At 66.5% G+C, this 25,607-nt stretch carries 25 protein-coding genes; 8 read left to right on the top strand and 17 right to left on the bottom strand.

The window, feature by feature from the left end; genetic code table 11:
• Window positions 1–439: 439 nt before the first annotated feature.
• On the top strand, window positions 440–1,351 hold the full coding sequence (locus AC1DFE_RS04375) for a phosphodiesterase (RefSeq protein WP_476904685.1): 912 nt from the start codon (window positions 440–442) through the stop codon (window positions 1,349–1,351).
• Between the two features lie 107 nt (window positions 1,352–1,458).
• On the opposite strand, the gene AC1DFE_RS04370 is transcribed toward AC1DFE_RS04375, so the two are convergent.
• Together AC1DFE_RS04370 and AC1DFE_RS04365 are read right to left on the bottom strand one after the other, a co-directional pair.
• Window positions 1,459–3,045, bottom strand: coding sequence for a stealth conserved region 3 domain-containing protein (locus tag AC1DFE_RS04370; protein ID WP_476904684.1), 1,587 nt, complete (start codon window positions 3,043–3,045; stop codon window positions 1,459–1,461).
• A 163-nt stretch (window positions 3,046–3,208) separates the two neighbouring features.
• Complete coding sequence (locus tag AC1DFE_RS04365) at window positions 3,209–4,138, bottom strand: Cof-type HAD-IIB family hydrolase (protein ID WP_476904683.1); 930 nt, start codon at window positions 4,136–4,138, stop codon at window positions 3,209–3,211.
• Between the two features lie 148 nt (window positions 4,139–4,286).
• On the opposite strand from AC1DFE_RS04365, the gene AC1DFE_RS04360 reads away from it, so the two are divergent.
• A complete protein-coding gene (locus tag AC1DFE_RS04360; protein ID WP_043417724.1) occupies window positions 4,287–4,586 on the top strand; it encodes a type II toxin-antitoxin system VapB family antitoxin in 300 nt (99 codons plus the stop codon).
• Window positions 4,579–5,253 carry a LytR C-terminal domain-containing protein gene (locus AC1DFE_RS04355; protein WP_476904682.1) on the top strand — a complete coding sequence of 225 codons (675 nt, stop codon included), beginning with the start codon at window positions 4,579–4,581 and terminating at the stop codon, window positions 5,251–5,253. The genes AC1DFE_RS04360 and AC1DFE_RS04355 overlap by 8 nt, the downstream gene beginning before the upstream one ends.
• A 30-nt stretch (window positions 5,254–5,283) precedes the next feature.
• Here the strand turns inward: AC1DFE_RS04355 and AC1DFE_RS04350 are convergent, their stop codons facing one another.
• Window positions 5,284–5,934, bottom strand: a complete 651-nt coding sequence (locus tag AC1DFE_RS04350; protein WP_476904681.1) for a TetR/AcrR family transcriptional regulator — start codon at window positions 5,932–5,934, stop codon at window positions 5,284–5,286.
• A 145-nt stretch (window positions 5,935–6,079) separates the two neighbouring features.
• Window positions 6,080–6,799, bottom strand: coding sequence for a DsbA family oxidoreductase (locus AC1DFE_RS04345; protein WP_476904680.1), 720 nt, complete (start codon window positions 6,797–6,799; stop codon window positions 6,080–6,082).
• Window positions 6,800–6,966: 167 nt separating this feature from the next.
• On the opposite strand from AC1DFE_RS04345, the gene AC1DFE_RS04340 reads away from it, so the two are divergent.
• On the top strand, window positions 6,967–8,013 hold the full coding sequence (locus tag AC1DFE_RS04340) for a glycosyltransferase family 4 protein (RefSeq protein WP_476904679.1): 1,047 nt from the start codon (window positions 6,967–6,969) through the stop codon (window positions 8,011–8,013).
• A 90-nt stretch (window positions 8,014–8,103) separates the two neighbouring features.
• Here AC1DFE_RS04340 and AC1DFE_RS04335 read toward each other — a convergent pair whose 3' ends face one another.
• From AC1DFE_RS04335 to AC1DFE_RS04275, 13 genes are all read right to left on the bottom strand, one after another.
• A complete protein-coding gene (locus AC1DFE_RS04335; RefSeq protein ID WP_476904678.1) occupies window positions 8,104–8,580 on the bottom strand; it encodes a heme-degrading domain-containing protein in 477 nt (158 codons plus the stop codon).
• Window positions 8,573–9,610, bottom strand: a complete 1,038-nt coding sequence (locus AC1DFE_RS04330; RefSeq protein WP_476904677.1) for a Gfo/Idh/MocA family protein — start codon at window positions 9,608–9,610, stop codon at window positions 8,573–8,575. The genes AC1DFE_RS04335 and AC1DFE_RS04330 overlap by 8 nt, the downstream gene beginning before the upstream one ends.
• A complete protein-coding gene (locus tag AC1DFE_RS04325) occupies window positions 9,607–10,530 on the bottom strand; it encodes a TolB family protein (protein ID WP_476904676.1) in 924 nt (307 codons plus the stop codon). The genes AC1DFE_RS04330 and AC1DFE_RS04325 overlap by 4 nt, the downstream gene beginning before the upstream one ends.
• Window positions 10,530–11,390, bottom strand: a complete 861-nt coding sequence (locus AC1DFE_RS04320) for a 3-keto-disaccharide hydrolase (RefSeq protein WP_476904675.1) — start codon at window positions 11,388–11,390, stop codon at window positions 10,530–10,532. Before AC1DFE_RS04320 ends, AC1DFE_RS04325 begins: the two co-directional genes overlap by 1 nt.
• A gap of 81 nt (window positions 11,391–11,471) precedes the next feature.
• Window positions 11,472–12,473 (bottom strand): sugar phosphate isomerase/epimerase family protein, encoded by a 1,002-nt coding sequence (locus AC1DFE_RS04315; RefSeq protein ID WP_476904674.1) that lies wholly within the window; start codon window positions 12,471–12,473, stop codon window positions 11,472–11,474.
• Between the two features lie 2 nt (window positions 12,474–12,475).
• Entirely contained in the window at window positions 12,476–13,699 is a 1,224-nt protein-coding gene (locus AC1DFE_RS04310) for a Gfo/Idh/MocA family protein (RefSeq protein ID WP_476904673.1), read from the bottom strand.
• An 8-nt stretch (window positions 13,700–13,707) separates the two neighbouring features.
• Entirely contained in the window at window positions 13,708–14,832 is a 1,125-nt protein-coding gene (locus tag AC1DFE_RS04305; protein ID WP_476904672.1) for a Gfo/Idh/MocA family protein, read from the bottom strand.
• On the bottom strand, window positions 14,829–15,581 hold the full coding sequence (locus AC1DFE_RS04300; RefSeq protein WP_476904671.1) for a sugar phosphate isomerase/epimerase family protein: 753 nt from the start codon (window positions 15,579–15,581) through the stop codon (window positions 14,829–14,831). Before AC1DFE_RS04300 ends, AC1DFE_RS04305 begins: the two co-directional genes overlap by 4 nt.
• A gap of 57 nt (window positions 15,582–15,638) precedes the next feature.
• Complete coding sequence (locus AC1DFE_RS04295) at window positions 15,639–16,532, bottom strand: carbohydrate ABC transporter permease (protein WP_476904670.1); 894 nt, start codon at window positions 16,530–16,532, stop codon at window positions 15,639–15,641.
• The gene (locus tag AC1DFE_RS04290; RefSeq protein WP_476904669.1) at window positions 16,532–17,506 is read right to left on the bottom strand and encodes a carbohydrate ABC transporter permease; all 975 of its coding nucleotides are present in this window, start codon (window positions 17,504–17,506) and stop codon (window positions 16,532–16,534) included. The genes AC1DFE_RS04295 and AC1DFE_RS04290 overlap by 1 nt, the downstream gene beginning before the upstream one ends.
• Window positions 17,507–17,516: 10 nt before the next feature.
• Complete coding sequence (locus tag AC1DFE_RS04285; RefSeq protein WP_476904768.1) at window positions 17,517–18,821, bottom strand: ABC transporter substrate-binding protein; 1,305 nt, start codon at window positions 18,819–18,821, stop codon at window positions 17,517–17,519.
• 111 nt (window positions 18,822–18,932) lie between these two features.
• On the bottom strand, window positions 18,933–19,763 hold the full coding sequence (locus AC1DFE_RS04280) for a hypothetical protein (protein ID WP_476904668.1): 831 nt from the start codon (window positions 19,761–19,763) through the stop codon (window positions 18,933–18,935).
• On the bottom strand, window positions 19,760–20,863 hold the full coding sequence (locus AC1DFE_RS04275; protein WP_476904767.1) for a Gfo/Idh/MocA family protein: 1,104 nt from the start codon (window positions 20,861–20,863) through the stop codon (window positions 19,760–19,762). The genes AC1DFE_RS04280 and AC1DFE_RS04275 overlap by 4 nt, the downstream gene beginning before the upstream one ends.
• 170 nt (window positions 20,864–21,033) lie before the next feature.
• Here AC1DFE_RS04275 and AC1DFE_RS04270 point away from each other — a divergent pair, with 170 nt between their 5' ends.
• The 4 genes from AC1DFE_RS04270 to AC1DFE_RS04255 all read left to right on the top strand — a co-directional run bounded on the left by AC1DFE_RS04270 (window position 21,034) and on the right by AC1DFE_RS04255 (window position 25,499).
• Window positions 21,034–22,257, top strand: coding sequence for an ROK family transcriptional regulator (locus AC1DFE_RS04270; protein ID WP_476904667.1), 1,224 nt, complete (start codon window positions 21,034–21,036; stop codon window positions 22,255–22,257).
• Between the two features lie 77 nt (window positions 22,258–22,334).
• The gene (locus tag AC1DFE_RS04265) at window positions 22,335–23,429 is read left to right on the top strand and encodes a Gfo/Idh/MocA family protein (RefSeq protein WP_476904666.1); all 1,095 of its coding nucleotides are present in this window, start codon (window positions 22,335–22,337) and stop codon (window positions 23,427–23,429) included.
• 1 nt (window position 23,430) lies between these two features.
• Window positions 23,431–24,180: a ThuA domain-containing protein gene (locus tag AC1DFE_RS04260; protein ID WP_476904665.1), complete on the top strand. Its 750-nt coding sequence runs from the start codon at window positions 23,431–23,433 to the stop codon at window positions 24,178–24,180.
• A gap of 125 nt (window positions 24,181–24,305) precedes the next feature.
• Complete coding sequence (locus AC1DFE_RS04255) at window positions 24,306–25,499, top strand: MFS transporter (protein ID WP_476904664.1); 1,194 nt, start codon at window positions 24,306–24,308, stop codon at window positions 25,497–25,499.
• Window positions 25,500–25,607 lie beyond the last annotated feature (108 nt).

Genomic DNA, 25,607 nt, shown 5'->3' with positions numbered 1-25,607 from the left:
GACTGCGGATGTACGGGCTGTACCGGATCCGCCGGACGGCTGGCCTGCCCGGCGCCCCCGCGCGCCGTCGTCCTTCTTTCTAACGGCCCCCGGCAAGGTAGGCCGGGCACGTTCCGGAAGAGTATTCCACCCGGAACGGCCAGGGGCAGTTCCCCATTCTTCTCTGCGGCGAAACTGCCGGGCACATAGCCCACTGTCCGTCAGGGACTGGCGGAATGCGGCAACCCAAACAAAGCGCGGCAATTAACGCAGCGGCCATCGGGGGAAGGCCGTGTAAGGAAACGAAAGCGAGGAAGGTAGCCCGAAGGCGGCGGCGGTGTTGTAATTTTTCGACATGCCACCTCCCGTTTCCCCTTAGTTTGCTTCTTATCTGGTTGGATGGAACGTACTGAGAGGGACACAGGAGGCGCCCCGCTTCCTAACTACCACGAAGGCAGCAATGGAGCTCATCGAGGCCGAGCACCCCCGGCCACGCCATTTTCTACTCCACCTGAGTGACCCCCACCTGCTGGGTGGTCCAGATCCCTTGTACGGCGCAATTGACAGCGAAGCCCGCCTGATCCAGCTCTTCGACGAGGTTCAGGCCTCCGGCGCGCGCCCGGAAGCCGTGATTTTCACTGGCGACCTGGCCGACAAGGGCGATCCCGAGGCCTACGCCAAGCTCCGCGCAATCGTGGAGCCCGCGTGCCGGGATCTCGGTGCCCAGGTCATCTGGGCCATGGGCAACCACGACAACCGCGCCAACTTCCGGGCGGCCCTGTTCGGCCAGCCGGGCAACGATGATCCCGTCGACCACAGCTACTACGTCAACGGCCTGCGGGTCATCACCATGGACACGTCCGTGCCCGGCTACCACCACGGCGAACTCAGTGACAACCAGCTGGACTGGCTCGCCGGGCAACTGGAAACTCCCGCGCCGGACGGGACGATCCTGGCACTGCACCATCCGCCCGTTCCGTCGGTGCTGGACCTGTCCGTGCTGGTGGAGCTCCGTGACCAGGCGTCCCTGGCAGCCGTGGTCCGGAACTCGGATGTCCGCGCCATCCTCGGCGGCCACCTGCATTACTCCACGACGGCGAGCTTCGCCGGCATCCCCGTCTCCGTCGCCTCAGCCACGTGCTACACCCAGGACCTGAACGTTCCGGTGGGCGGCACCCGCGGCCGCGACGGCGGGCAGGCCTTCAACCTGGTGCACGTCTATGAGCACACTGTGGTGCATTCCGTGGTGCCGCTGGGCTCCACTCCGACCGTGGGCGAGTACGTCAGCCCCGAGGAGACGGAGCGCCGCCTGGCGGCGGCCGGGATCCGCATTCCGGAAGGGGCCAAGCGTCCCGTGTTCACCCGGAAGTAACCGCCCCGGCCGGAGGCTGCTTTCCGCCAAAGAAAACCCCCGCCGGATCTGAGCAGGTCAGATCCGGCGGGGTTTTCTGTGATTCAGGAGCTTACTTTTCCCCGAGCTTACTTTTCCCAGGGCGCCTTGATGGGGTAGTACTTTTCCAGGAAGTCGGTAACAAGCTCGGCCCGTTCGTCGGCCGGAACCTCCGGGAAGCTGCCGTCATTGAGGCAGAAGAAGTCCATGTTGCGTTTGGTCAGCAGCTTGGGCAGGTACTTCAGGCCCGACCGGAGCGTCGTGTCCACGTACCGCACCTTGGCTGCCGTCTGGGTCACTGCCCGGCCGGTCAGCAGCGCGTAGTAGTGGTAGAAGGAATTCGTGACAGAGATGTTGTCTGCGGCACGGAACGTGCTGGCGGCGGTGCTTGCGAACTCCGCCGGGAACTCCTGCTCCATCTGGGCCACGACGCTCCGCCGCAACGGCGCCGCAGAGTGCTCCAGGTGGCGGGTGGTGATCCGGCCAAAACGGTTCCAGAGCAGCTTGCGGTTGACGCGGGCGGCGTTCTCGAAGCCGCTGCGTTCGGCATCGTTCTCGCCGAGGCCGATGCGCGTCTCCGCCTCGATGAATTTGGTGATCCCGCCCGGAGTGAAGAACATGTCCGGGCCCACAGGCCGACCGAAGAACATGTCGTCGTTGGAGTAGAGGAAGTGCTCGGAGAGACCCTCGATATGGTGCAGCTGGCACTCCACGGCCTGCGAGTTGTGGGTTGGCAGCACTGACGGGTCCGCGAAGAACTCTTCGCTCCGGACGATGGTCACGGATGGATGGTCGGCCAGCCATTCGGGTGCGGGGGAGTCCGTGGCGATGAAGATGCGGCGGACCCAGGGTGCGAACATATACACAGACCGGAGCGCATACTTGAGCTCGTTGATCTGCCGGTAGCGTGCCTCGTGGTCGTCGCCCTCACCCAGGACAGCCCCTGCCATCCTGGCCCGGCGGGCGGCGATGTATTCCGGCGACGTGCCGTCCACCCACGAGAAGACCATGTCGATGTCGAAGCTGATATCGCTCGCGTGGTCAGCGAACATGTTTTCGATGGTGGGCCAGGTGTGGCCGTAACGCTCCACCGTTCCGCGGACGGCGTCGTGGGCCATCATGGTGCGGCGGGTCAGGGAGTTCTCGATCGGCAGGATCACTTCGCTGCCCAGGAAGCTCCACAGCTCCACCTGGACGCCGGCGGACGCACCGAATTCGAAGCCGCCCTCGGGCTCAACCCGCGGGCGGTACAGCCGGAAGATGCGCGCCTGCCGGTTCACGGAGAGTTCGCCGTCGGCCACCAGGACGGACGTCTTCTTCTTAGCGTCCACGGTCATGGAGTAGAACGGCTCGTTCCGGCAGGCGTCAACGAGGGCGGACCGCAGCTTCTTGCGGTCCTTCCAGTCGAGGGCGACCACGGGACGGTCGTTGTTGCCCCGGACCAGCAGGTAATCCAGCCCGGCCCCGTCCAGCACGTTCCGCAGGAAAAGCAGGTCCTCCACCATGGCCTGGTAGGGCGTCCGGGTGTCGTTGATCAGCGCATACCGGCCTGACCGGCGAATGACGTCGGGCCGGTGCTTGAGGCGCGCCACAGCCGCCGGCGACGTAGCTTCCGCGAGTGCGGGTACGTCCTCGGATGCCTGACCGCCGTAGTAGATGTCGTCCTGAACCGTCACATCGGTAATGGTGTTTCTCCCATGCTGCTAGGGGTGAAGTCTTACTTGCATGATAGTCCTGCCCGGAAAACATACAGGGCAGGCGGCCTGGCCGTGGGCGGGCCGTCCGCGCAGTTTCCGTTCCGCAGGGACTGTGCCGCGGCGCCCGTGACTGGCCCGGGGCTTAGCCGGCGAGCGCCTGCCGCCAGCTGGACAGGAACGCTGCCCCGGCGTCGTCGTGGATGACCGTTTCCTGCAGACCCAGGTCCGCGGCGGTGAGGACATCGTAGGGCTTGACCGGGACGCCGTCCGCAGGACGGACATCGACGTGCTTCACGGCGTGGTCGTTGTGGTGCAGCCAGTCGGCCATGGCGTAGTCCGTGCGGGAATCGCCAACCGTCCGCCAGGCCTGCGGCGTGATGCCCTGGGCCGCCAGCAGCTCCACCGCGCGGCTCGCGCCCAGGTCCTTGCCCAGCCGCACCGATTCAATGTCCGTGGAAATGATGGTGGGGTCCACGCGGTAGTCGATCTCGTCGTCGGAGTTCGGTGCGTGGTGTTCCAGCCGCACTACGCCCAGGCCGTGGCGCTCCATCAGCTCGATGGCCTCGGCATCAAACAGCTTCTGCTCGGCGAGGTACTCACTGCTGGGCACCTCAATGTGTTGCTCCACCGACACCATGGCGCGCTTCGTTTCATCGAAGAACATGTGGGACGAGTAGTCCTCAGCCACCATGCGCCGGATATCGTCGCCGTAAGCTGACGGCACCGCAAGCTCATGGTCCACGTGGACGGGCCCGGGACCGGCGGCCGTGTAACTGAACCACACCGCGCCTTTTTCGCAGATGGCGTGGATCAGCATCCCGCCCGGCATGCCGGCAGCGATCATGGGCTCCATGACCTGCTCGCGGATGAAGGTATCCGAACGCCCGGTGTTGAAAATGACCGGTATTCCGGCGTCCGCGAGGGCCACCAGGTCCGCAATGATCTCCGGTTTCACATCCCTGGTAACAGGGCTGGCGACCGGGCCGTCCACGTCCAGGAGGAGGGCCAACACCGGGGCCGACGGCGTGTGGGCGCCGAACCGGGTGGCGGGGTTCGCTGAAGGTGCAGTCATGGCTCCATTCTGTCAGCCGGCACCGGCCAGTCTGCCCAGACCGCGGGCGGCGGCCCGGATGTGACACATAGTTACTGTTTGGCTACAACCTCCCGCGGCGCGCTGATCCCACATTCCCTTGAACCGGCCAGTTGCTTACGCTTGCAGAGTGATATTCAAAGCTGTGGGCGAGGGACGCCCTTACCCCGACCATGGTTTCAGTACCCCCAAAGACTGGGCGGCGCTTCCGCCCCGTCCAGTCCGGCTGGATGAACTTGTTACCACCAAGCGGACCCTGGACCTTGAAGCGCTCCTTGCCGAGGACTCCACTTTCTTTGGAGACCTGTTTCCCCACGTGGTGCAGTACCAGGGCACCCTCTATCTGGAGGACGGCCTGCACCGGGCGGTAAGGACGGCACTCCACCAGCGCACCGCCATACATGCAAGGGTGCTCGTCATCGATGGCTAGAAAATCCAAAGACCTGACCGTTCTCCACGGTCACCGCGTGGTTACCGGCCCCGAGCTCAGGGCCACGTTCGTCGAGGACGACGAAAACTCGGAGAACTCCGGCCGCCTGCGCCGCCGGATCCTGCACGGCGTGGTGCTCGTGCTGCTGCTGGGCCTCATCGTCGCTGGGATCATGGGTGCGATGGGTGTGATGAGCGGGCAGATCAAGTTCCCCTCCGCCATCCAGGCCCAGCAGAACTCGTCCGTTTGCCCGGCCACGACCTTCGACTACACGCCGCCCGCCAAGGTCAAGGTGAACGTCCTCAACGCGACGAGCCGTAACGGGCTGGCGAAGGCGGCAGCCAATGAATTCAAGGCCCGGAAGTTTGTTGTCGGCAATGTGTCCAACACGCAGACCGGCTACCGTGGCGTGGCGGCCGTCGTCTCGGGGGCTGCCGGACAGTCGGCGGCCTTCACCGTCCAGCGGAATCTGCCGGGCTCCGATTACTTCCAGGACGGGCGCAAGGACGCCAGCGTGGACGTGATCCTGACCAGCGACTACCGCGGACTGGTCAAGCCGCAGCTTGTTGACCAGACACCTGGCCAGCTCAGCTGCCCGCGGGAAAGCCGGCGCGTCGCGGACGATTCGCAGTGGCCGGTCATGCCCACCCAGGGCGCCAAGCACTGAGCCTGCCGGCCCTGGCCGGCCGGCTGATGCCTAGCCGGCCGTAGCGGCCGGCGGCTGCAGGCGTACGGGGTGGCCGCCGTCGTCGAACCTCGCCCCGGCGCCCAACTGGATGAACCGGACGGTCCGCGCGACCCTTTCCTCCAGGTCCTCTGACGCGTCGCCCCCGCGGGCGGCGCTGGAAGAGAGGGTGCCGTGGATCAGCTGCGCCTGCTGCAAGGGATCGGCCGCCGGAAAAAAGCCCTGGTCCATGCCGTCGCGCAGAATGTCCTGCAGCATGTCGCTGAGCCCGCCCACGTGGTCGGCCAGCTTGGCGAACGACGCCGGCGAGAGGACAGCGCCCATGGCCGGACCCGGCGGCAGGTGGCGGCGGCTGAGATCCTCCACCTGGGCCCGCACGTACAGGGCCAGCCGGTCCACCGGGTTGTCCAGCCGGGCCAGCGACTCGCGCAGCCCGGTCAGGAACCGTTCCGTCTCGACGAGGGCGTAGGCGATCAGCAGCTCTTCGATGTCGGCGTAGTAGTTGTAGACAGCCGTGCGGCCGATCCCTGCATGCCGGGCGACGTCCGTCATGGTGAGCCCGGGCAGCCCGTGCGAGAAGAGAAGCTCACCGAACGCGTTCAGGATGCGGCGCTGGGTCTCGGCGCGCTGCGCAGCGTTGCTGGGGGCCGATATCCGGGGCATAGGGACACTTTACCGCGATCTGTCACCAAACTGTTCCGAGTTTTTGTCCAGATAATGGCTTCTAAACCCCCTTCAGGGGACGATGTCTGCACAAAAACTCGTCGGTCCCGGTTCAGCTATTGCCAGAACTCGTCGGCCCGGGACCTCAGACGGGGCAGCCGTCCGGGCCGCACGCCTCGGCACCTGGTTTGTCCGCGGCCCCGGGGTCGTTGCCGACCATCACCAGCGGGTGCGCCTCCTGCCACGCCTGCTCGAGGGCCATGCTGAAGCTCGCCGCGGGCTGGGCTCCGGACAGTCCGTACTTCCGGTCGATCACGAAGAACGGAACACCGCTGATGCCCAGGGCGCGGGCTTCGGCGAAATCGCGGCGGACGTCGTCGGCGTACTTGTCGGTGCTGAACAGTTCGGCGATGTCGTCGTTGGCGAGGCCCAAATCCGCGCCAACCGACGTGAGGTAGTCGGGGCTCCCGATGTCCTTGCCGTGCTCGAAGTGGTCGCTGAGCAGGCGCTCCTTGGCCGCGTCCTGCTTGCCGTGCGCGGCAGCCAGGTGGATCAGCCGGTGGGCCGTGAAGCTGTTGGCAACCACGACGGCGTCAAACCGGTAGTTGAGGCCCTCGCCTTTGGCCTGGGCTGCTACATGGTCGAACATCTGGGTGACTTGGTCGGCGGCCATGCCCTTGCGCTTGCTTAGGTAGTCCAGTTCCGTGCCGTCGTAGTGCTCGGGCACGCCCGGGTCCAGCTGGTAGCTGCGCCATTGCACCTCCACCTGGTCGCGGTGCGGGAACTCGGCAAGGGCGGCCTCGAACCGGCGCTTGCCGATGTAGCACCAGGGGCAGGCGATGTCAGACCAGATCTCAATCTTCATGCCTGCAACAACTCCGGCGCTGCCCCAGGCATTCCTGCCGGGACAGTTGCTTTGGTCACGTGGCTCGTCCCTTATCGGAGGCGGGGGACTGTTGCCTCAAGGCAGGACCGGCCATATTGTTTGGATTAGCTCCCGGCGGTCCGGCCGTACGTATGTGGGAGGCACAAGTGCGCATTGGTTTGATATCGGCACCATGGATCCCCGTTCCACCGCCCGGGTACGGCGGTACGGAGCGGGTGGTGGACAGCCTTGCGCGCGGATTCGCCGAAGCCGGGCATGAGGTCCTGCTGGCAGCACCCTCCGACAGCACCTGCCCGGTTCCGCGGGCCCCGGGGATGCGCCCCTCGGAACCGTCAGATATGGGGTTGGCGCTGTCGGAGCTGAGCCACATCATCAGGGCGTACGACGGCATGGCCGGCATGGACATCATCCATGACCACACGATGAGCGGACCGCTGTACGCCCATCGGCCGGCCGGGATTCCGGTGCTCACCACCATCCACATCCGCCTGGCGGCGCAGGCCACCGATCTGTACAGCGCCATCGGGAAAACGACCGGCATCATTGCCATCTCCCGTGACCAGGTCAGCCGTTCGCCCGACGTACCGGTGACGAAGGTGATCCACCACGGCATGGACGTGGCAGCCGTTCCCGTCGGCCGGGGGAACGGCGGCTACCTCTGTTTCGTCGGACGGCTGTCCCCGGACAAGGGCATTCTGGAAGCAATCCAGATCGCACGTGCCGCCGTAATCCCGCTGCGGATCAGCGCCAGGGTCCAGGGACCCGAGGAGCAGAGCTATTTCGACGACGTCGTCAGGCCGGCGCTGGGGCCCGATGTGGAGTTCACGGGACCGCTGTCCGACGCCGAAAAATACGAATTTGTGGGCGGTGCGCTCGCGTTCCTGAATCCGATCCAGTGGCCCGAACCGTTCGGGCTGGTGATGATCGAGGCGCTCGCCACCGGAACTCCTGTGGTGGGAACCCCTGCCGGTGCGGCTCCGGAAATCGTGGAGCACGGAGTCACGGGTTACCTCGGCAGCGTCGACCAGCTCGCCGGGTTCGCCGCCCAGGCCGGCGGCCTTAGCCGGGAAGCCTGCCGAGCCTCGGCGGAGCAGCGCTTCAGCTCGGCCCGCATGGTGGCCGAGCACATGGCGCTCTACGAACAGATCCTCGCCGGACAGATCGCGGAACAGTGGGCTCGGCGGCCCGGGTAGGCCCGGGCGTTGCTTCGAGTTTTTGGCCAGGTAATGGCCCCAAAGGCCCGTCAGCGGGTGAGATCTGGACAAAAACTCCAGCGGTGGAGCTTAGCCGGTGGCCGTCCGGAGGTACTCCCTGATGCTGTCGACCACCAGCCGGTGGTCCTCGTCAGAGGACAGCCCGGACACCGTTACGGCGGCGACGACGCCGGCCCCGCGGACCCGGATGGGGAACGAACCGCCGGCCAGCGTGTAGTCCTCCGAAGCGAGCCACCCGCCCTGTGCCGGGTCGAAGTCCTTGGACGCGAACTCCGCGGAGAGCAGGGAGGTGCTGCGCTCGAACCGCAAGGTGCTGGCAGACTTGCGGCGGATCCACTCCTCCTGGTCGGCGGTTGCCCCGGGCAGGACGCAGCGGAAGAGAACCACGTTGTGCCGCCGGATGTCTATGGCAACACCATGTCCCGAGGCAATCGCCTGGTTGGCAATGAGCGAGCCGAGGTTCCATGCATCGTGGTGGTCGAATCCGGGGAAGACGAGTTCTTCCTCGTGCAATTGCAGTTCGCCGACGCAGGACCGGTCAGTCATCGGGGGTCCCCTCCGGCGCGGTGTCGGCGTCGTACTTGAGTCCGACCTGGCGGCGGATCTCGTCCATCGCAGCCATCACGGCCACGCTCTCGCCCGGGGGAAGAACCGTGCCCGCGGTGAGGCCAGCCCGGATGAGGCGTTCCATCTCGGCTGCCTGGTACTGCATCCCCCTGCTGGTCTCCGGCTGGTTGAACCGCTCCAGGACGTTTCCCTGGCTATCGAACCGGGTGAAGGGCGTGGGGTTGTACCAGGTGGGTTCGATGTCGATCCATCCCTCCGTCCCGACGATGGTGGCCCGGTTGCTGGATGCGGTGTCCAGGGCGCAGTCCACGAGCGCCTGCTGTCCGTCCGGGTACTCGAAGATTGCTGCCGTTTGCCGGTCCACGCCGGTTGCCGTCATGGCGGCGCTGGCCCGGATGTTGTCAGGTGCGCCCAGGACGTCGAAGACAAACGACACGGGGTAGATGCCGAGGTCCAGCAGGGCTCCGCCGCCCAGGGCGCGGTCGTTGAGCCGGTGCGCGGGATCCTTGGGAAGGTTCTGGTTGTGGCTGGCCGTGACCTTCCGGATCTCCCCGAGTGAGCCCTCGGCGATGATCTCGCGGAGGCGGGCCATGTGGGGGAGGAAGCGGCTCCACATGGCCTCCAGCACCACAAGGCCCTTGGCCTCGGCCAGCGCCACGATCTCCTGCGCTTCCCGGGCGTTGACGGTGAAAGGCTTCTCCAACAGCACGTGCTTGCCGGCGTTCAGGGCGAGCAGCGCGTGGGCGTAGTGAAACGTGTGAGGCGTGGCGACGTAGACGACGTCGACGTCGGGGTCCGCAACCAGTGCGCCGTAGCCCTCGTGGGACGTGGGAATCCCGAACTCTTCGGCGAAGCGGCGGCTTGATTCCAGCGTGCGGGAGCCGACGGCCTGGATAGTAAAGCCATTGTCGAGTAGGTCCTGCGCCTGCATGCCTGCGATCCATCCGGGGCCGAGGATTCCCCAGCGGATGGGGTCCTCGGGCGTGCGGGCGGGGGAGTAGTTGGTCACGTGCTTAGTCCTTTGCGGGGGTTGGAGTCGGCGATCGGGTACGCCACGTACGCGAGGCGGGCGGAATCCGGGGCCCAGCTGTTGACGTTCAGCGTCCCCTGCCCGCCGAAGAGCGGCCACGAGTGCAGCGGCGCTGCCCAGTCGTCCGTGGAGACAAGCACGACGTCGACGGGCAGGTCCGCAGGGTGCCCTTCCGTGCCGCTGGGGAAACGGATGTAGCTGGCCAGGCGGCCGTGCGGGGACAGATGCGGGAACCAGTCGACGGTGTCGCTCTTAAGGAGCCGCTCGGCGTCGTGGTTATTGGTGCCGTTGGCGGTGCTGCCGGCGGCGGCACGCACGCGTGCCAGCTGCGCGTGGCCGGGCTGGCTGGTGAAAGCCTCCGTGTTGAAGTACAGCCATTCGCCGTCCGGGGAGTACTCGGGACCGTCGCAGTGGCCGTTGACGCTGATGGGTGTGGAGGCGCCGCCGCCGGCCGGGATGGTCATGAGCCTGCCCGGCCGGGTGAAATCGCCGGCCTCCATGCCGACGTAGGCCAGTTCCTGGCCGTCCGGGCTGACGCCGTGGAGGAAATGGAAGGAGCCGTCGTCCTTGGTGATGCGGGTGGCCCGGCCGCCGCGCAGGGCTGCATGGTAGATGTGGCCGTCGTTGGCCGAGAGGAAGATGTGCTCGCCGTCGGGGTCGAGGACGTGGTCGTTGTTGAGGCCGGGGATTCCGATGAGCGGGACCTGGCTGAGGCTCCGGCTGGCGAGGTCGAACGTCCACAGCTTCCCGTCGCCGTTGAGGACCAGGGCCGCGCCGTCGAGCGTCCAGTTGGGCGCTTCCAGGAGCAGGTCCTTCGTGGTGAAGACAAGTTCGCGTTCTCCGGTGACGGAGGCAATCCAGACCTCACACTGCTGGCCGGGCTGAAGGGCGCGGATCATTAGGCGTTCCTCGCGGTTTCGGTGTTCAGTTCCCGGATGCGGATGTTCCGCCACCGGCATTGTGCGCCCTTTCCCCAGCGGGTTTCGCCGAACATGGCGTCGTTGTCGTGCACCTCGAGGGCGATGTGCCCCCGGTCGCCGAGCACTCCGAAGATAGCCTCGGGATCGTAGTTGGGGGACTCCAGCGTGGCGGTGTCCAGCTCGGCTATCTTGAGGCCGTTGACCCAGGTGGTGATCACAGGCATCGGCCCGACGCAGCGGATCAGCAGTTCGTTCCAGTCGTCCCAGCGCCACACGTCCAGGAAATCCCCGACGGCGGCGGCATGGGTTAGGCGGGACAGCTTTTCTTCCGTGACCGGTTCCACCGAGGTGGCCGGGTCATCGGCGACGAGCCCGGTCGGCCAGCCGTCGTCGTCGTACGCCGCATCGATGGCGAACGGAACGGCCGAAAAGCTTGCCAGGCCGTTGCCGAAGAAGCCGCCGATGCCGCCGGACGGGCGGTGGTCCACGAGCACCTGGAACCCTTCCCAGCTGTCCCGTCGCCGCCGGATCATCACGCCCGTGTCGGCCGGCCAGTCCGGACGCATTTCGAGCACCAGCTCGAAGTCGCCGAACGCCTGGTCGCTGACAAGGTAGCCGCCGTAGCCGCTGCCGGGGGTGTCCTGCTCGCCCACCAGGACGCCGTCTTCCACGAACCAGTGCGCCGGATGCTTCTCGGGTTCCACCGGGCGGGCGAGGCCCAGCTGGTCGAAGTGCTCCAGCACTGACGGCCCGCCGGGATAGACGGTGCCGTAGATCCGCGGTGCCGGATGCCAGCCGGCCAGGCTCAGGCCGTCGAAAATCGGGACGAACTCGTGCATCGGTGCAATTCCTTTGGTGGTCCGTGGAAGTGGGGCGGTGGAGGGGTGGATTCGGAAGCGGGTCCGCGGGTCCGTGCCGGGTCAGTCCTTAGTGCTGAAGGCGGCGTCGAAGCTGGTTTGGGATGCCGGGAAGTCGAATTTCTTCAGCGCTGCGAGGGCTTCGGGGGCGCCGTGGAGGCGGTCCATGCCGGCGTCTTCCCATTCGATGGAGATGGGGCCGGTGTAGCCGATGGCGGTGAGGGCGCGGAAGGAGGATTCCCAGGGGACGTCGCCGCGGCCGGCGGAGACGAAGTCCCAGCCGCGGCGGGGGTCGCCCCAGGGCAGGTGGGAGCCCAGGACGGTGTTCCGGCCGGTGGGGCGGAGCTTGGTGTCTTTGCAGTCCACGTGGTAGATCCGGTCCTTGAAGTCCCAGATGAAGGAGACGGGGTCGATGCCCTGCCACATGAAGTGGGAGGGGTCCCAGTTCAGGCCGAACGCTTCGCGGTGGCCGATCGCTTCGAGGGTGCGGACGGTGGTCCAGTAGTCGTAGGCGATCTCACTGGGGTGGACTTCGTGGGCGAAGCGGACGCCGTTTTCGTCGAAGACGTCCAGGATGGGGTTCCAGCGGTCCGCGAAGTCCTGGTAGCCGGCGTCGATGACCTTCTCCGGGACGGGCGGGAACATCGCGACGTACTGCCAGATCGAGGAGCCGGTGAACCCGACGACGGTGTCCACGCCCAGGGCCTTGGCGAGCCGGGCGGTGTGTTTCATCTCCTCGGCGGCGCGGGTGCGGACGCCTTCGGGGTCGCCGTCGCCCCAGACCTTGGTCCCGACGATCGCTTCGTGGCGGAAGTCGATCGGGTCATCGCAGACGGCCTGGCCTTTGAGGTGGTTGGAGATCGCCCAGACTTTGAGGTTGTACTTCTCGAGCACGGCGAGTTTGGACTCGACGTAGCCGGGTTCATCCCAGCGCCAGGCGTCCAGGTGGTCGCCGGAGACGGCGATTTCCAGGCCGTCGTAGCCCCAGCCGGAGGCGAGGCGCGCGACTTCCTCGAACGGGAGGTCGGCCCACTGGCCGGTGAACAGGGTGTACGGGCGGGGCATGGTCAGGCTCCTTCAGTGGAGGTGTCGGTGGTCGGGGTGGCGGCTGCGGCGCCGGTAGGCTGGACGAGCTGGATGGTGGCGCTTTTCGCCGCGGCGGACTCCTCGACGGCGGCCAGGACGCGCTGGACGGCGAGCCCGTCCTCGAACGACGGCGACGGCGGGGTCCCGGCGTCGATGGCGGCCAGGAAGTCGCGGATCTGATGGGTGAAGGTGTGTTCCCAGCCGATCACGTGGCCCTGTGGCCACCACGCGCCCATGTAGGGGTGAACGGGTTCGTTGACCAGGATCCTCCGGAAGCCCTGCTCCCGCACGGGAACCGTGGCGTCCAGGAAACCGAGCTCGTTCAGGTCCTCCAGGTCAAAGAGGATGGTGCCCTTCTCACCGTAAATCTCCAGTTTCAGGGAGTTCTTCTGACCGGTGGCCACCCGGGAGACCTCGACTGAGGCGATGGTCCCGGAGGCGAGGGACAGCGTGGCCCAGGCGGCGTCGTCGACCGTCACATCTTCCAGACCGTGGCGGCCGGGACGCTGCCGCGTGAAAGTATGCAGCCGGCCGGAGACCTCGGTGACGGCGTCGCCGAGGAGGAACAGCACCTGGTCGATCGCATGGGAGGCGATGTCACCGAGGGCCCCGGACCCGGCGGTTTCCTTGTTCAGCCGCCAGGTCATCGGCGACTCCGCGTCGGCGAGCCAGTCCTGCAGGTAGGCCGCGCGGACGTGCCGGACGGTGCCGAGCCGGCCCTCCGTGATCAGTTCCCGGGCCAGGGCCAGGGCAGGCACGCGGCGGTAGTTGAACCCCACCATCGACTGCACGCCCCTGGCCCGGGCCGCCTGCGCCGCGGCGGTCATGGCCTCGGCCTCGGCGAGGGTGTTGGCCAGTGGCTTCTCCACGAGCACGTGCTTCCCGGCTTCGAGGGCGGCGATGGCGATCTCGGCGTGCATCCAGCCCGGGGCGCAGATATCGACGATGTCGATGTCGTCCCGTTCCAGGACGGAACGCCAGTCCGTGGCGGACTCGGCCCAGCCATACTTGGCTGCGGCCGCGTCGACCTGCCCGGCGTCCCGGCCCACGAGCACTTTCTGCTCGAAGGCCGGGACATCGAAGTAGGACGCGACGTTCCGCCACGCGTTCGAATGGGCCTTGCCCATAAACGCGTAACCGATCATTGCCACACCCAAAGGGCGGTTGGCACCCGGCGGTGTGCCGGGGGATTCGTGGGAAGTCATTAGTATTCCTAGAGGGTGGGGGCGGTGGGGTTCCAGTCCTCGGGGAGGGCTGCGGACGCTGGGGCGGAGCTTTCGACGTCGACGAATGTACCGGATTCCACGGACTCGGAGATCGAGACCATGGTGTCCAGGACGTGGTAGGCGAGGTTGCCGGTGGCACGGTGCGGAACGCCGGCGCGGATGGAACGGGCCATGTCCAGCACGCCCATGCCGCGGCCGTTGGCCGGGCCGGTCGCCGGAACGGTGGTCCAGTCCTCGTCGCCGGCGCGCCAGAGCCTGATGTCGCCGTCGAAATAATTGGGGTCCGGGAGTGAGATGGTGGCTTCGGTGCCGGTGATCTCCACGAATCCCATCCGCTGGCGCGGCGATTCGAACGAGAAGACGCTGTGCGAGGACTGGCCGCCCTCGAACTGGGCCATCGCGGAGACGTGCGTGGGGACGTCCACGGTGAATTCCTCGCCGGCCTTGGGCCCGGAGCCGATGACGCGGACTTCCTTGGCCTTGGATCCGACGGCGGCCACCTTGCGGATGGAGCCGAACGTCTGGACCAGCGCGGTGAGGTAGTACGGGCCCATATCGAACAGCGGCCCGGCGCCGTACTGGAAGAGGAATGCCGGGTTCGGGTGCCAGGACTCCGGTCCGGGGGTCTGGAACGTGGTCATGGCGGTGAGCGGCGTGCCGATGTCCCCGCGCTCGATGAGCCGGCGCGCGGTCTGCAGCCCGGCGCCGAGGAACGTGTCCGGCGCCGTGCCGAGGCGGATGCCCGCGGCGTCGGCCGTCTTCAGCAGCCCGAGACCCGATTCGCGGTCCAGCGAGAACGGCTTCTCGGTCCAGACGTGCTTGCCGGCGTTCACCGCCGCCGTCGCGACCTCCACGTGCGCGGCCGGGATGGTCAGGTTAACGATGATTTCGACGTCGGGATGGTTCAGTGCCGCGTCAACACCGCCCCACTCCGGGATGCCGTATTCCTTCGCCCGCGCCTCGGCCGCTTCCTCGAAGAGGTCGGCGACGACGAGGACCTTCAGGTCCGGGAAAACGGTCAGGTTGTCCAGATACTGCTTGCTGATGTTTCCCGCGCCGATGACGCCGACGCCGACCGGTCCGCGGCGGGAAGACGGGCTGGAGTTGCTCATGCCTGTGCTCCTTCGGTGGCCTTCGCGGAGTTCAGGAAGGCAAGCGACTGGGTGATGCCGTCGAAGATGTCCCCGGAGTAGTCATCGAATTCCACGACGCCGACTTCCAAAGACTTTGCCGCGCCGATAACGTCCCAGACCGGGATCTTGCCCTGGCCGGCCGGCTGCTGCGCTTTGGTGTCAGTGTTCAGGGGGCCGTCCTTGATGTGGATGAACTTCACCCGGTCACCCAGTTTGGTCAGGATCTCCACAGGGTCCTGGCCGCCGACCGCAACCCAGTAGGTGTCCACTTCCAGGACCAGCTCGGGGTCCAGCAGCCCTTCGAAGTACTCCAGCGCGGTCTGGCCCTCGATGCTGGACTCCAGCTCCCAGGCGTGGTTGTGGTAGCCCACACGGATGCCGTATTCGGCGCCCTTCTTCGCCGCGGCGTTGAGCTTGGCCGCGGTGGCCTGGATGGTCTCCGCGTCCTGCCAATGCTCGGCCGGAAGGTACGGGTCAATGACGGTGGTGATGCCGAGCTCCTTGGCGGCGGCGAAGATTTCGTCCTGGTCCTGGCTCAGCAGCGGCGCGTGGCCGGACGGGGCGGTCAGGCCGTTCTCCTTCAGCGCGGCGCCGAGCTCCTTGGCCGTGGCCACGAAGTTGTAGGGCTCAACCTGCGTGAAACCGATCTCTGCCACCTTCTTGATGGTGCCGGGCAGGTCCTCCTGGATCGCGTTGCGCAGGGTGTACAGCTGGAGTGAGTAAGACATGTCGTTCCTTTGCGGGAGTTGGTTTGTTCTCGAAAAAGGGTTTGCGGTTCAGGACGGCTAGCGGCCGGCGAGGGATCCGCCGATGCCGCCGACGCTGAAGTATTTGTTCAGGGTGGCGAAGACGATGATGGGCGGGAGCATCATGATGACGGCGAGGGCCATGACGCCGGACCAGTCGGTGTTGTTTTGCTGGAAGAAGGACTGCACGCCCATGGGGAGGGTGAAGATTTCGTTGGAGCGGAGGAAGACGATGGCGACGAGGTAGTCGTTCCAGGCGAGCAAAAAGGCGAAGATCGCGGTGGAGAGGATGCCGGGCAGGCTGTTCCGCAAAACGACTTTGGTGAAGGAGCCGAAGACGGAGCAACCGTCGATCCAGGACGCTTCCTCGATGCTGATCGGGATGGAGTCGAAGTAGGCGGCCATCATCCAGGTAGCCACGGTCATGGTGGAGCCGACGTAGATGATGATCAGGCCCATGAGGTTGTCCACGAGTCCCATGGTGGCGAACAGGATGAACAGCGGCACCACGGAGGTGATGATGGGCAGGGACTGCATGACGAACAGCAGCAGGGAGTACCCGGAGACGGCTTTGGAGCGGCCGCGGGAGAGGACATAGCCGGCAGGGGCGGCGACCACTACGGACACCACCAAGGTGGAGATAGTGGTGATCAGGCTGTTCTGCAGCCAGGTCGCGGCGAGGGTCTTGGAGAACACGTTGCCAATGTTCTCGAAGGTCAGGCCCGTGGCGGTGCTGTTGGGTCCGGGGGTGAAGGCCAGGAGCACGGTGACCATGATGGGCACCAGGACGATCGCGGTGATGGCCAGGATCAACGCGAAGCGCCACCACCGGCCGCGCATGCCGGCCTCGGAGAGGACGCGCTTGTTTTTGGCGGGCCCGGTGATGCCGAGGGCGGGGCCGGTTTCGGGGTGGGCGTGGAGGACTGCGCTCATTATTCGACGCTCGACTTTCGGATCTGGCGGTAAAGGAGAACGGAGACGACCACGAGGGTGAGGGTCATGAGGAAGGCGATGGCGACGCCGGGGCCGGTGGCGAAGTCCTGGAAGACGGTGCGGTAGGCCAGGACCACCAGGGAGGTGGTGGCGTCCACGGGCCCGCCGCCGGTGAGGAGGTAGATGGTGGGGAAGTCGTTGACGCAGAAGATCGTCATCAGGATCCAGGAGATGTAGGTGGAGCGGGCGATCAGCGGCAGGGTGATCTGGGTGAACTGCTGGAAGTGGGTGGCGCCGTCCATGCTGGCCGCTTCATAGACGGTGCCGTCCACGGAGGCCAGGGCGGCGGAGATCATCATCATCATGAAAGGGAAGGACACCCAGACCTTGAAGATCATGACCATGACGGCGGCGAGATGGGGGTCGGCGAGGAAGAGCGGGGTGCCCAGGCCGAGGTTGCGGAAGATGGAGGGGATGAGGCTGTCCGGAGTGGCGACCAGCCAGTTCCAAGCAGTGGAGGAGACCACGATGGGGACCACCCAGGGCAGGAGCAGCAGGACCTTGAAGGTGCCGCCGGCGGGGATTTTGGTGCGCAGCAGCAGGGCAAGGCCCAGGCCTACGAGCCAGGAGCCGAAGACGCCGACGATGGTAAACCACAGGGTGAACTGCGCGGCTTTCCAGAACGCGGGGGAGGACAGGACGGTGGTGAAGTTCTCGACGCCGACGAAGTTGCCGGTCTGGATGAGGTTGCCGTCGTGGGTGGCCTGCACGCCGGCGTAGACGAGCGGGTAGCCGTGGATCAGGACCAGCAGGACCACGGAGGGGATCAGGAGCCAGAAGAACGTCCTGGTGGTCTGCGCCGAGAGTTTGCTCTTGCGGTTGGCACCCGTGGTCCGGGGCCCGCCCCCGGACCCGCCGGGCGCGAGCCCCTTGCGGGCCCGGGACAGCCCGGACTGCGTCGTAGTGGAAGACATGGCGGAAGGCCTACTTCTTCAGGACTGACTTGAGGCCTGACTCGAAGGCCTGCAGGGCAGTCTTGGCATCGGTCTTGCCGGTGAGGATGGTCTGCGTGAACTGGTTCAGGGCCTGGCCGCCGTCAAGGACCGCCAGATCGGCGCTGAGTGTGTTGCCCTGGGCAGCGAAGGTCTTCCCGATGGGCTGGTATTCCTTGACGATCTTGACGTTGTTGGGGTCCTGCTTGAACTCGGGCAGCTCCGTGATGGACTTGAATACAGGAAGGGCGTTCATCAGCTTCTGCCGCCACAGTTCCTTGATCTGTCCCAGGTAGTACACCAGGAACGCCTCGGAGGCCTCCTGCGAGGGGGTGTTGGTGTACATCATGATGTTGTTCGGGAAGATCAGCGCGGCCTTGTCACCGTGCGGTCCGGCCATGGGGCTGGCAACCACGAGGTCCCCGGAGGTGTCACCCACGCGCTCCGGAACACCCAGGGTCAGCATGCCGAACGCGGCCTTCTTGTCCTTCCACTGGGCGTTGAGGTTGTCCGTGGTGTAGCTGACGGCAGCGGGATCGATGACGCCGTTGGAGACCAGTTCCAGCAGGAACTCAATGGCCTCGACGTTGCGGTCGTTCATGACGTCCAGCTGGCCGTCCTTGGTGAAGACGCCTCCGCCGTTGTTGAGCATCATCATGATCATCAGGTGGTTGCCGATGTTGTTGCCCGCGCCGGAGCCAGTGGCAAAGCCCGCGGCGCCAATGTTCTTCATCGCCTTGCCGGCCTCGAGGAGCGAGGCCCAGTCCTTGGGCACATCCACCCCTGCCTTTTCGAACAGGGACTTGCGGTACCAGAGCGGCCGGATGTCCAGCTGCCACGGAACAGCCACGTAGCCCTTGCCCGTCTTGAACGGCTCCAGGACGCCCGGCAGGAAGTCGTCGAACTGGCCGTTCTTCTTCAGCTCATCGACCACCTTGTCCGCGTACGCGATCTGCCCCTGCTGCTCGAACTGGAAGGCCTGGAAGCCGCCGCCGGTGGACACCGCGGGACCGGTCTTGGACGCCACAGCCGAGGAGAACGTCTGGTAGAAGTTGTTCCACTGAATCAGCTGATATGAAGCCTTGCTGCTGGCTCCGGAGAATCCTTCGGTGATCTTCTTGGCGGCGTCGTTGTAGGCGGGGGTTGCCCACGGCATGTCCCAGAACTTGACCGTCCCGCCGGCTCCACCGCCACTTTGGGTTGCCGAGCCGCCGCCGCATGCGGCCAGAAGGGGAGCGGACGCAGCGGCGGCGGCGAAGCCGAGGAATCCCCGGCGGGAAAAGGCGGAGGATGCCATGGAGGGTTTAGCAGACACGGTGTTTCCTTTCAGGAACGGGCTGCTGAGTGCCCGTTCCCTTCTCGACGATGAGTGGATTGGTAACGCTGGAAATGCTGAGGAAGAAACTGTCTAGTCGGTGAGCTGGCTGAGGAGAGACATGGCCGCCGTGAACTGCGCCAGATCGTTGGCCGGGTTACCGGACGTGATGTGCGAGTGGGCCCTGGCCCAGCTGGTCCGGTGAGCCGATTCGTAAAGGGTGGGAAGCGTCGTCGCTCCCCCTGCAGTGACGGCGCGGACTTCGGCCGGCCATGCCGCCGCGGGGTCCGGGAGGACGACGACGGCGCTCCCGGCGGAGGTCAGGATGGAGACGCTGGCGGTGGCCGGCAACGCCGAGCTCATGATGCCCTGCAGCGCCGCGGGTGCACCGTTGGGAAGGACAGCGGCCACGGTGTAGCCGTTGGGGCTGCGCTGGATCATCCGCAGGTCTCGCAGCTCAATGCCGCACTGCACAACCACGGCGAACTGTTCCGTCAGCAGCTGCAGGGGCTCGGTGCCGGGCGGTGCCACGGCAACCGAGTCCAGCAGCATGGCGTCGCCGACCGCTCCGGCTAGAACACTGTGGACGCTGTCGCTGGACCCGGCAATGGCGGCATTTCCGGCCCAGCGCTGGTCCAGGACCACTGCCGACCCTGCATCTGCGGCGGCTGCGGCCAGCAGGTCCACATCCTCGGGCACCGGCGAGGAGACTACGACGCCGCGGGCGCCGCTGCGGATCGCTTCGGCTGCGCGCTGCGTCCAGCCTGCGTGGCCGGCGACGGCGATGACATCGGGAACATGGCCCTGGGCCGCGGAAGTGCCTGCTGCCGGAGCGAAGGAAAGGGGGAGGGAGGCGGCGGCGGCGGCCACGGCTCCCGCCGCCTCGGCCTGCGGGTCCGCGTACAGGGACAGCTGTGCGCTCATGCGCTGACCTCCTCGGTTGCGATTGCGCCGGTGGGGCTGGCGGTGCGGGCGCCCACGAGGCCGACGGCGGCGTCGGCGATGGACAGGGCAAACTCAAGGTCATGTATGAGCGTTTCGGCCGACGGCGGCTTGCCGGTGCCGTTGGCCAGTTCGGCCAGCTTGCGCCATTCCCCTTCGTAGCCGTTGTGGCCGTAGGGGCCCAGGAGCAGGGTCTGCCCCGCCGTCCGGAGCTGGGCGGTGGCGGAGCCTGCGTGGACATAGGAGGGGGTGAAGTCGATCTTCAGTGCAGCGTCGTCGCCGATGGCTTCGAACACCCATGCCGGTTCCCAGGTGGCGTTCATCGCGGCGCGCAGCTCGATGGATACGGCACCGGCGCGCAGCGAAATGACGTAGCCGAAGGGGAGGGCGATTTCGGCGTGGAGGACTTCCACGGAGGCAAAGTCGGGGGTGAAACGGCGGACCAGCGGCAGGTCATGGATGGCCAGGCCCATCACGCCGCCCCGGAGCATGGCCTTGATGACCTCGGGGTCGGTGGCGTCCTGCTCCGGCATGGGAACCCGGCCTACGATCTCTGTGGCGAAGTCCTCAAAGCGCGGGTTGGGCGGCAGGACGATGGAGGAGCGGATGGTGTGGACCTGCTCGGGCAGGTCCCCCCAGGCCGCCTCGGCTGCGAGCCAGCCCGGGTCGAAGGTGTGCATCGCGCCCACAATGATGGGGACGCCGGTTTCGGCCGAGACGGCGGAGATGCCGGCAGCTTCCTCCCCGGTCATCGCGAAGGGCTTCTCACAGAGCACCGCTTTCTTGCCGGCCCGGCAGCAGGCGATGACCTGGGCGGCATGGAACTGGTGCGGGCTGCAGATCGCGACAATGTCCACGCCGGGATCGGCCAGCAGTTCCTCCATGCTGGTGCTGAAGCGTGCGCCGACCCTGCCTGCGACGGATTCGGCCACGGCCGGATCCACGTCCATGATGTGGCGCACCTCCAGAATGTCGGTGAGTCTGGCCAGGGACGGAAGATGGATTGCCTGCGTGACAGGCCCCGCGCCCAGGATGCCGACGCCGAGAGGCGCCGCTGTTTGGTACTGGCTCGACAAGGTCATTACCTCTTTGTAATCGCCGGAAAAGCTTTGCCCGCCGCAGCGCCATTCGGTGATGCGGCTCACAGCTCAACCTAGAACCACTTTTGACGACCGTCAAGCAAAAGTCAGAAAGTTATCGACATTCTTTGTGTCCTGTGACACTCAGAAGCATTCGTGCTATCACTGAATCCATGAGTCCACGAACGGGAAATGGCCAGACTGCGGAACCGGTTGCCGCCGACGGCACGGGCAGCCTGTCCCGCGCCGGCGATCTGTTTCAGCTGCTCCGCGACGGCAGGGCGCGGACCCGGGCCGAGCTGGCGCTGACCACGGGACTCGCACGGTCCACGGTTGCTTCCCGCATTGACGCGCTAATTGCCTCCGGACTGGTGGGCCCCGCAGGGGAGGCGACATCGAGCGGCGGCAGGCCGCCGTCGCGCTTTGCCTTCAAGCCGGCCGCCCGCGCAGTGCTGGCTGTCGACGTCGGTGCCACCCACGTGATCATCGCGGTCACGGACCTGGGTGGAAACATCCTCAGCGAGCGGCGGCTGGCGCAGGACGTGGCCGAGGGGCCGGAGGCAGTGCTGGGCCGGATCGTGACCGAGGCAACGTCACTGCTGGCGGAGACGGGGCGGACCATGGAGGATCTTGCCGGCGTCGGGATCGGCCTGCCGGGGCCCGTGGAGCACGCCACCGGCAGGCCGGTGAAGCCGCCCATCATGCCCGGCTGGGACGGGTTCGACGTGGTCAGCTACGTCCAGCGTTCGTTCCCGGTCCCGGTGCTGGTGGACAACGACGTGAACATCATGGCCCTGGGCGAACGCACAGCGCACTGGCCGGAGCACGACAACTTCCTGTTTATCAAGGTGGCCACCGGCATCGGGGCCGGCATCATCAGCAACGGTGAATTGCAGCGCGGCGCCAATGGCACCGCCGGCGACCTTGGCCACGTCCGCGTGCCCAGAGGCGATGACGTCCTGTGCCGGTGCGGGAACTACGGTTGCCTCGAGGCGCTGGCGTCCGGCCCTGCCGTGGCGCGGGCACTGGCGGCGCAGGGCGTGGAGGCAGAGAGCGGGGCCGACGTCCTCGGCCTGGTGGCCGGGGGCAACCTGCAGGCGATTCACGCCCTGCGCCAGGCCGGCAGGGACGTGGGCGACGTGCTCGCCACGGTGGTGAACCTCCTGAATCCCTCGGTCATTGTGGTGGGCGGAAGCCTTGGCCAGGCGGGCGAGCACCTCATGGCGGGGGTGCGCGAAGTGGTCTACCGAAGGTCGCTGCCGCTTGCCACAACGCATCTTCGCATCGGCCTGTCCATGGCGGGCGGCCAGGCGGCCGTGCTGGGCGCGAGCCAGATGGTCACCCAGCATGTCCTGTCACCGACGGTCATAGAAGCCACGCTGCAGGCCACGGGCTAGGCGCGCTTACTGGCTAGCMGCGCTGGGGCCGCTGCAAGAAGACCAACTTTCACATCCAAGCGAAACGGAGTCTTGAATTGAGTACGCACAAGCACGCACCCCTGAGGGTTGGCGTCGTTGGGATCGGCTGGGCCGGCCAGCAGCACATCGAGGCCTACAAGAACATCGACGGCGTGGAACTGGTTGCGGTCGCCGCGATGGAAGAGGACCTGCTTAAGAGCATTAAGGACGAGTACAGCGTCCCAAACACGTTTGCGCGCTGGGAGGACCTGATCGAGCTCGACGGGCTCGACGCCGTCAGTGTGGCAGTGCCCACCTTCCTGCATGCCCCGATCGCCGTGGCCGCCCTGGAACGGGGGCTGCACGTCCTGAGCGAGAAGCCGCTGGCACGCAACGGCGAGGAAGGCCTCCGGATGGTGGAGGCGGCGCGGAAAGCCGGCCGCGTCCTGGACGTGGCCTTCAACCACCGCCGCCGCGGCGACATCCAAAAGCTGAAAGGCATCATCGACGACGGCGAACTCGGCCGGCCGTACTATGCCAAGGCTTCGTGGCTCCGGCGTCAGGGGATCCCCATGCTGGGCAGCTGGTTCACGAACCCGGCGCTGGCAGGCGGCGGCCCGCTGGCCGATATCGGCGTCCACGTCCTGGACTATGCCCTGCACCTGCTGGGCGAACCCAAGGTCATCTCCGTCTCGGCGTCGACGCATTCGGAGCTGGGCCCCCGCGGTCTGGGCGGCAACGCCCGCTACACCGCCATGAAGTCCTCCCACAAGTTTGAGGTGGAGGACTTCGCCTCGGCGTTCATCAGGCTGGAAGGCGGCGGCACGCTGATCCTCGAAGCCGGCTGGGCAGCCTACCGGGACGAGGATGACCTGATGGACTTCACCGTCTACGGCACCGACGGCGGCGCGGAACTCCGCGCCGTCGGAGCCTCCAACGTGCCAGTCGCAGATGTCCGGATCTTCAAGGAAAAGGACGGCGAGAACGCCGACTATGTGGTGGTGGCGGAGCCGGGCCGGGCGCACCAAGCTGTGGTGGAGGACTTCGTGGACGCCGTCCGCGGCGGCGAGACCGCCTGGGGAGCCCACGACGGCTCACTCGCCCTGACCCGTGCCCTGGTGCTCGACGCCTGCTACAAATCCGCCCTCGAACAGCGTGAAGTGAGGCTCTGACATGACCGAAAAACTCAACATCCTGGTCTGGAACGAAGGCGTCCATGAGGCGAACAACCAGCCCGAAACCATGGCTGAGATGTACCCCAACGGCATTCATGGCGCCGTCGCCGACGGACTGAAGGGCTTCTACCCGGATTCAAGCATCACCACGGCCACGCTGGCCGATCCGGAGCACGGGCTCTCCGAGGAGACCCTCGCCGCCACCGATGTACTTCTGTGGTGGGGGCACGTTGCCCACGGTGACGTCAGCGACGAGGTGGTGGAACGGGTCCAGCGGCATGTCCTGGGCGGCATGGGCCTGGTCGTCCTGCACTCCGGGCACTTCGCCAGGATCTTCACCAGGCTGCTCGGCACCACGTGCTCACTGAAATGGCGCAACGAGGGCGAGCGGGAACTCGTGTGGACCGTGAAGCCCTCGCATCCGATCGCCGCCGGGGTGGAAAGCCCCATCGTGATCCCGAAGCAGGAGATGTACGGCGAGCTGTTCGACATTCCCGAGCCCGACGACCTCATCTTCATCAGCTCCTTCGAAGGCGGCGAGGTATTCCGCTCGGGCGTGACGTTCACACGCGGAAAGGGCCGGATCTTTTATTTCAGCCCGGGCGACCAGGAGTACCCCGTGTACCACCAGCTGCAGATCCGGCAGGTGATCGCCAACGGCGTGGGCTGGGTGGCGCAGCCTGGCCGGTTCCGCGAGGCTCCGGGCGTCAGCAACGCCCCGCGCGACTGGTTCCTGAACACCCACTGAGCGCGAACCGATCCGTGGGGGCTCCCGGGCTCCCGCTGACTTTTCCGCCGTCAGGGGCGCCGCATGATAGCAATGAGGGTGATGAAACCCCTTGCCCGCTTCCAGCACCCCGACGTCCGCGCCCCATGAGGGACACGATCGGAACGAAGGTTCCCCGCAGCTGGATCCTGCTCGCGTGCATCGGACTTATTGCCCTCAACATGCGGGGCCCCTTCGTGGCGGTGGCCCCGGTCCTGGGCCCGATGCAGGACGAGCTGGGGTTCTCGCCTGTTGAGCTGGGCCTGCTGACCGGCATCCCGGTACTGTGCTTCTCCCTTGCGGCGCCGCTTGCCTCACTCGCCGGGCGCCGGCTTGGCGCAGAAATGGCCATCACGCTCACGCTGGCGGGCGTCCTGGCTGGCGTGGCGGTCCGCTCGGCCGGCGGCGGGGCGATGGTGATGGCGGGTACGGTCATCCTCGGCCTGGCCATCACCGTGGGCAACATCGCGGTGCCGCTGATCATCCGCCGGGACTTTTCGCCGCGGCGCCAAGGGACTGCCATGGGCATCTATACGGCTGCCTTGAACGTCGGCTCGTTCATTACGTCCGTGGTTACGGCGCCGCTGGCAGGGTGGGCCGGCTGGAGGGCTTCCATTGCCGCCTCGGCGGCGTTCGCCATTGCGGCCGTGGGCTTCTGGATCTTCGCGACCGGGCGCCGGGCCTTCCTGCCCGCGGCGGATGACGGCTCCGGCGGGCCAACGGCCGCCGGCCGCCCGGCGTCGCGATGGATCACGGTGGGCCTCACAATCGGCTTCGCCGGGCAGGCCATCTCCTATTACGGCGTGACCGCCTGGCTGCCCACCCTGCTTGCCGATGAACTCGGCATGGCGCCGGCAGCCGCGGGCGCAGGTTCCTCCCTGTTCCAGATCATGGCGATCGCTGGCGGCCTGGGTGTGCCGCTCGTGGCCAGGTTCGCCAGTACGACGGCGGTTGCGGTCACCTTGGGCGCCATGTGGCTGACCGTTCCGCTGGGGCTGCTGTTTGTTCCCCAGCTGTGGTGGCTGTGGTCTTCGCTCGGGGGAGTGGCGCAGGGCGGGGGCATCACGCTCATCTTCATCGCGATCATCAAGCTCGCCCGGGACCAGGCGTCCGCGGGCCGGATGTCGGCGATCGTCCAGGGTGTGGGCTACGGCGTCGCGGCGCTGGCTCCGACCGTGGTGGGCTACGTCCACAGCACCTCGGGCAACTGGTCCGTGCCGCTGCTGGTGATCCTCGGCTCCGTGTTGGCGTTCTTTGTTTCAACGACCCTGTCCGTGCGGAAGGTGCCCCGGCAGCGTTAGGCCGGGACCCGCCGTCGTACGTTCCTTGAACCTCAAAGCGCGAACTGGCAGCTGACGCCCTCAAACCTGTGTTTTCGGGTCATCAGCTGCCAGTTCGCGCTTCAAGGT

This window comes from Arthrobacter sp. 05T423 (genome assembly GCF_056396245.1).
This window is presented reverse-complemented; position numbering and strand designations above follow the sequence as displayed.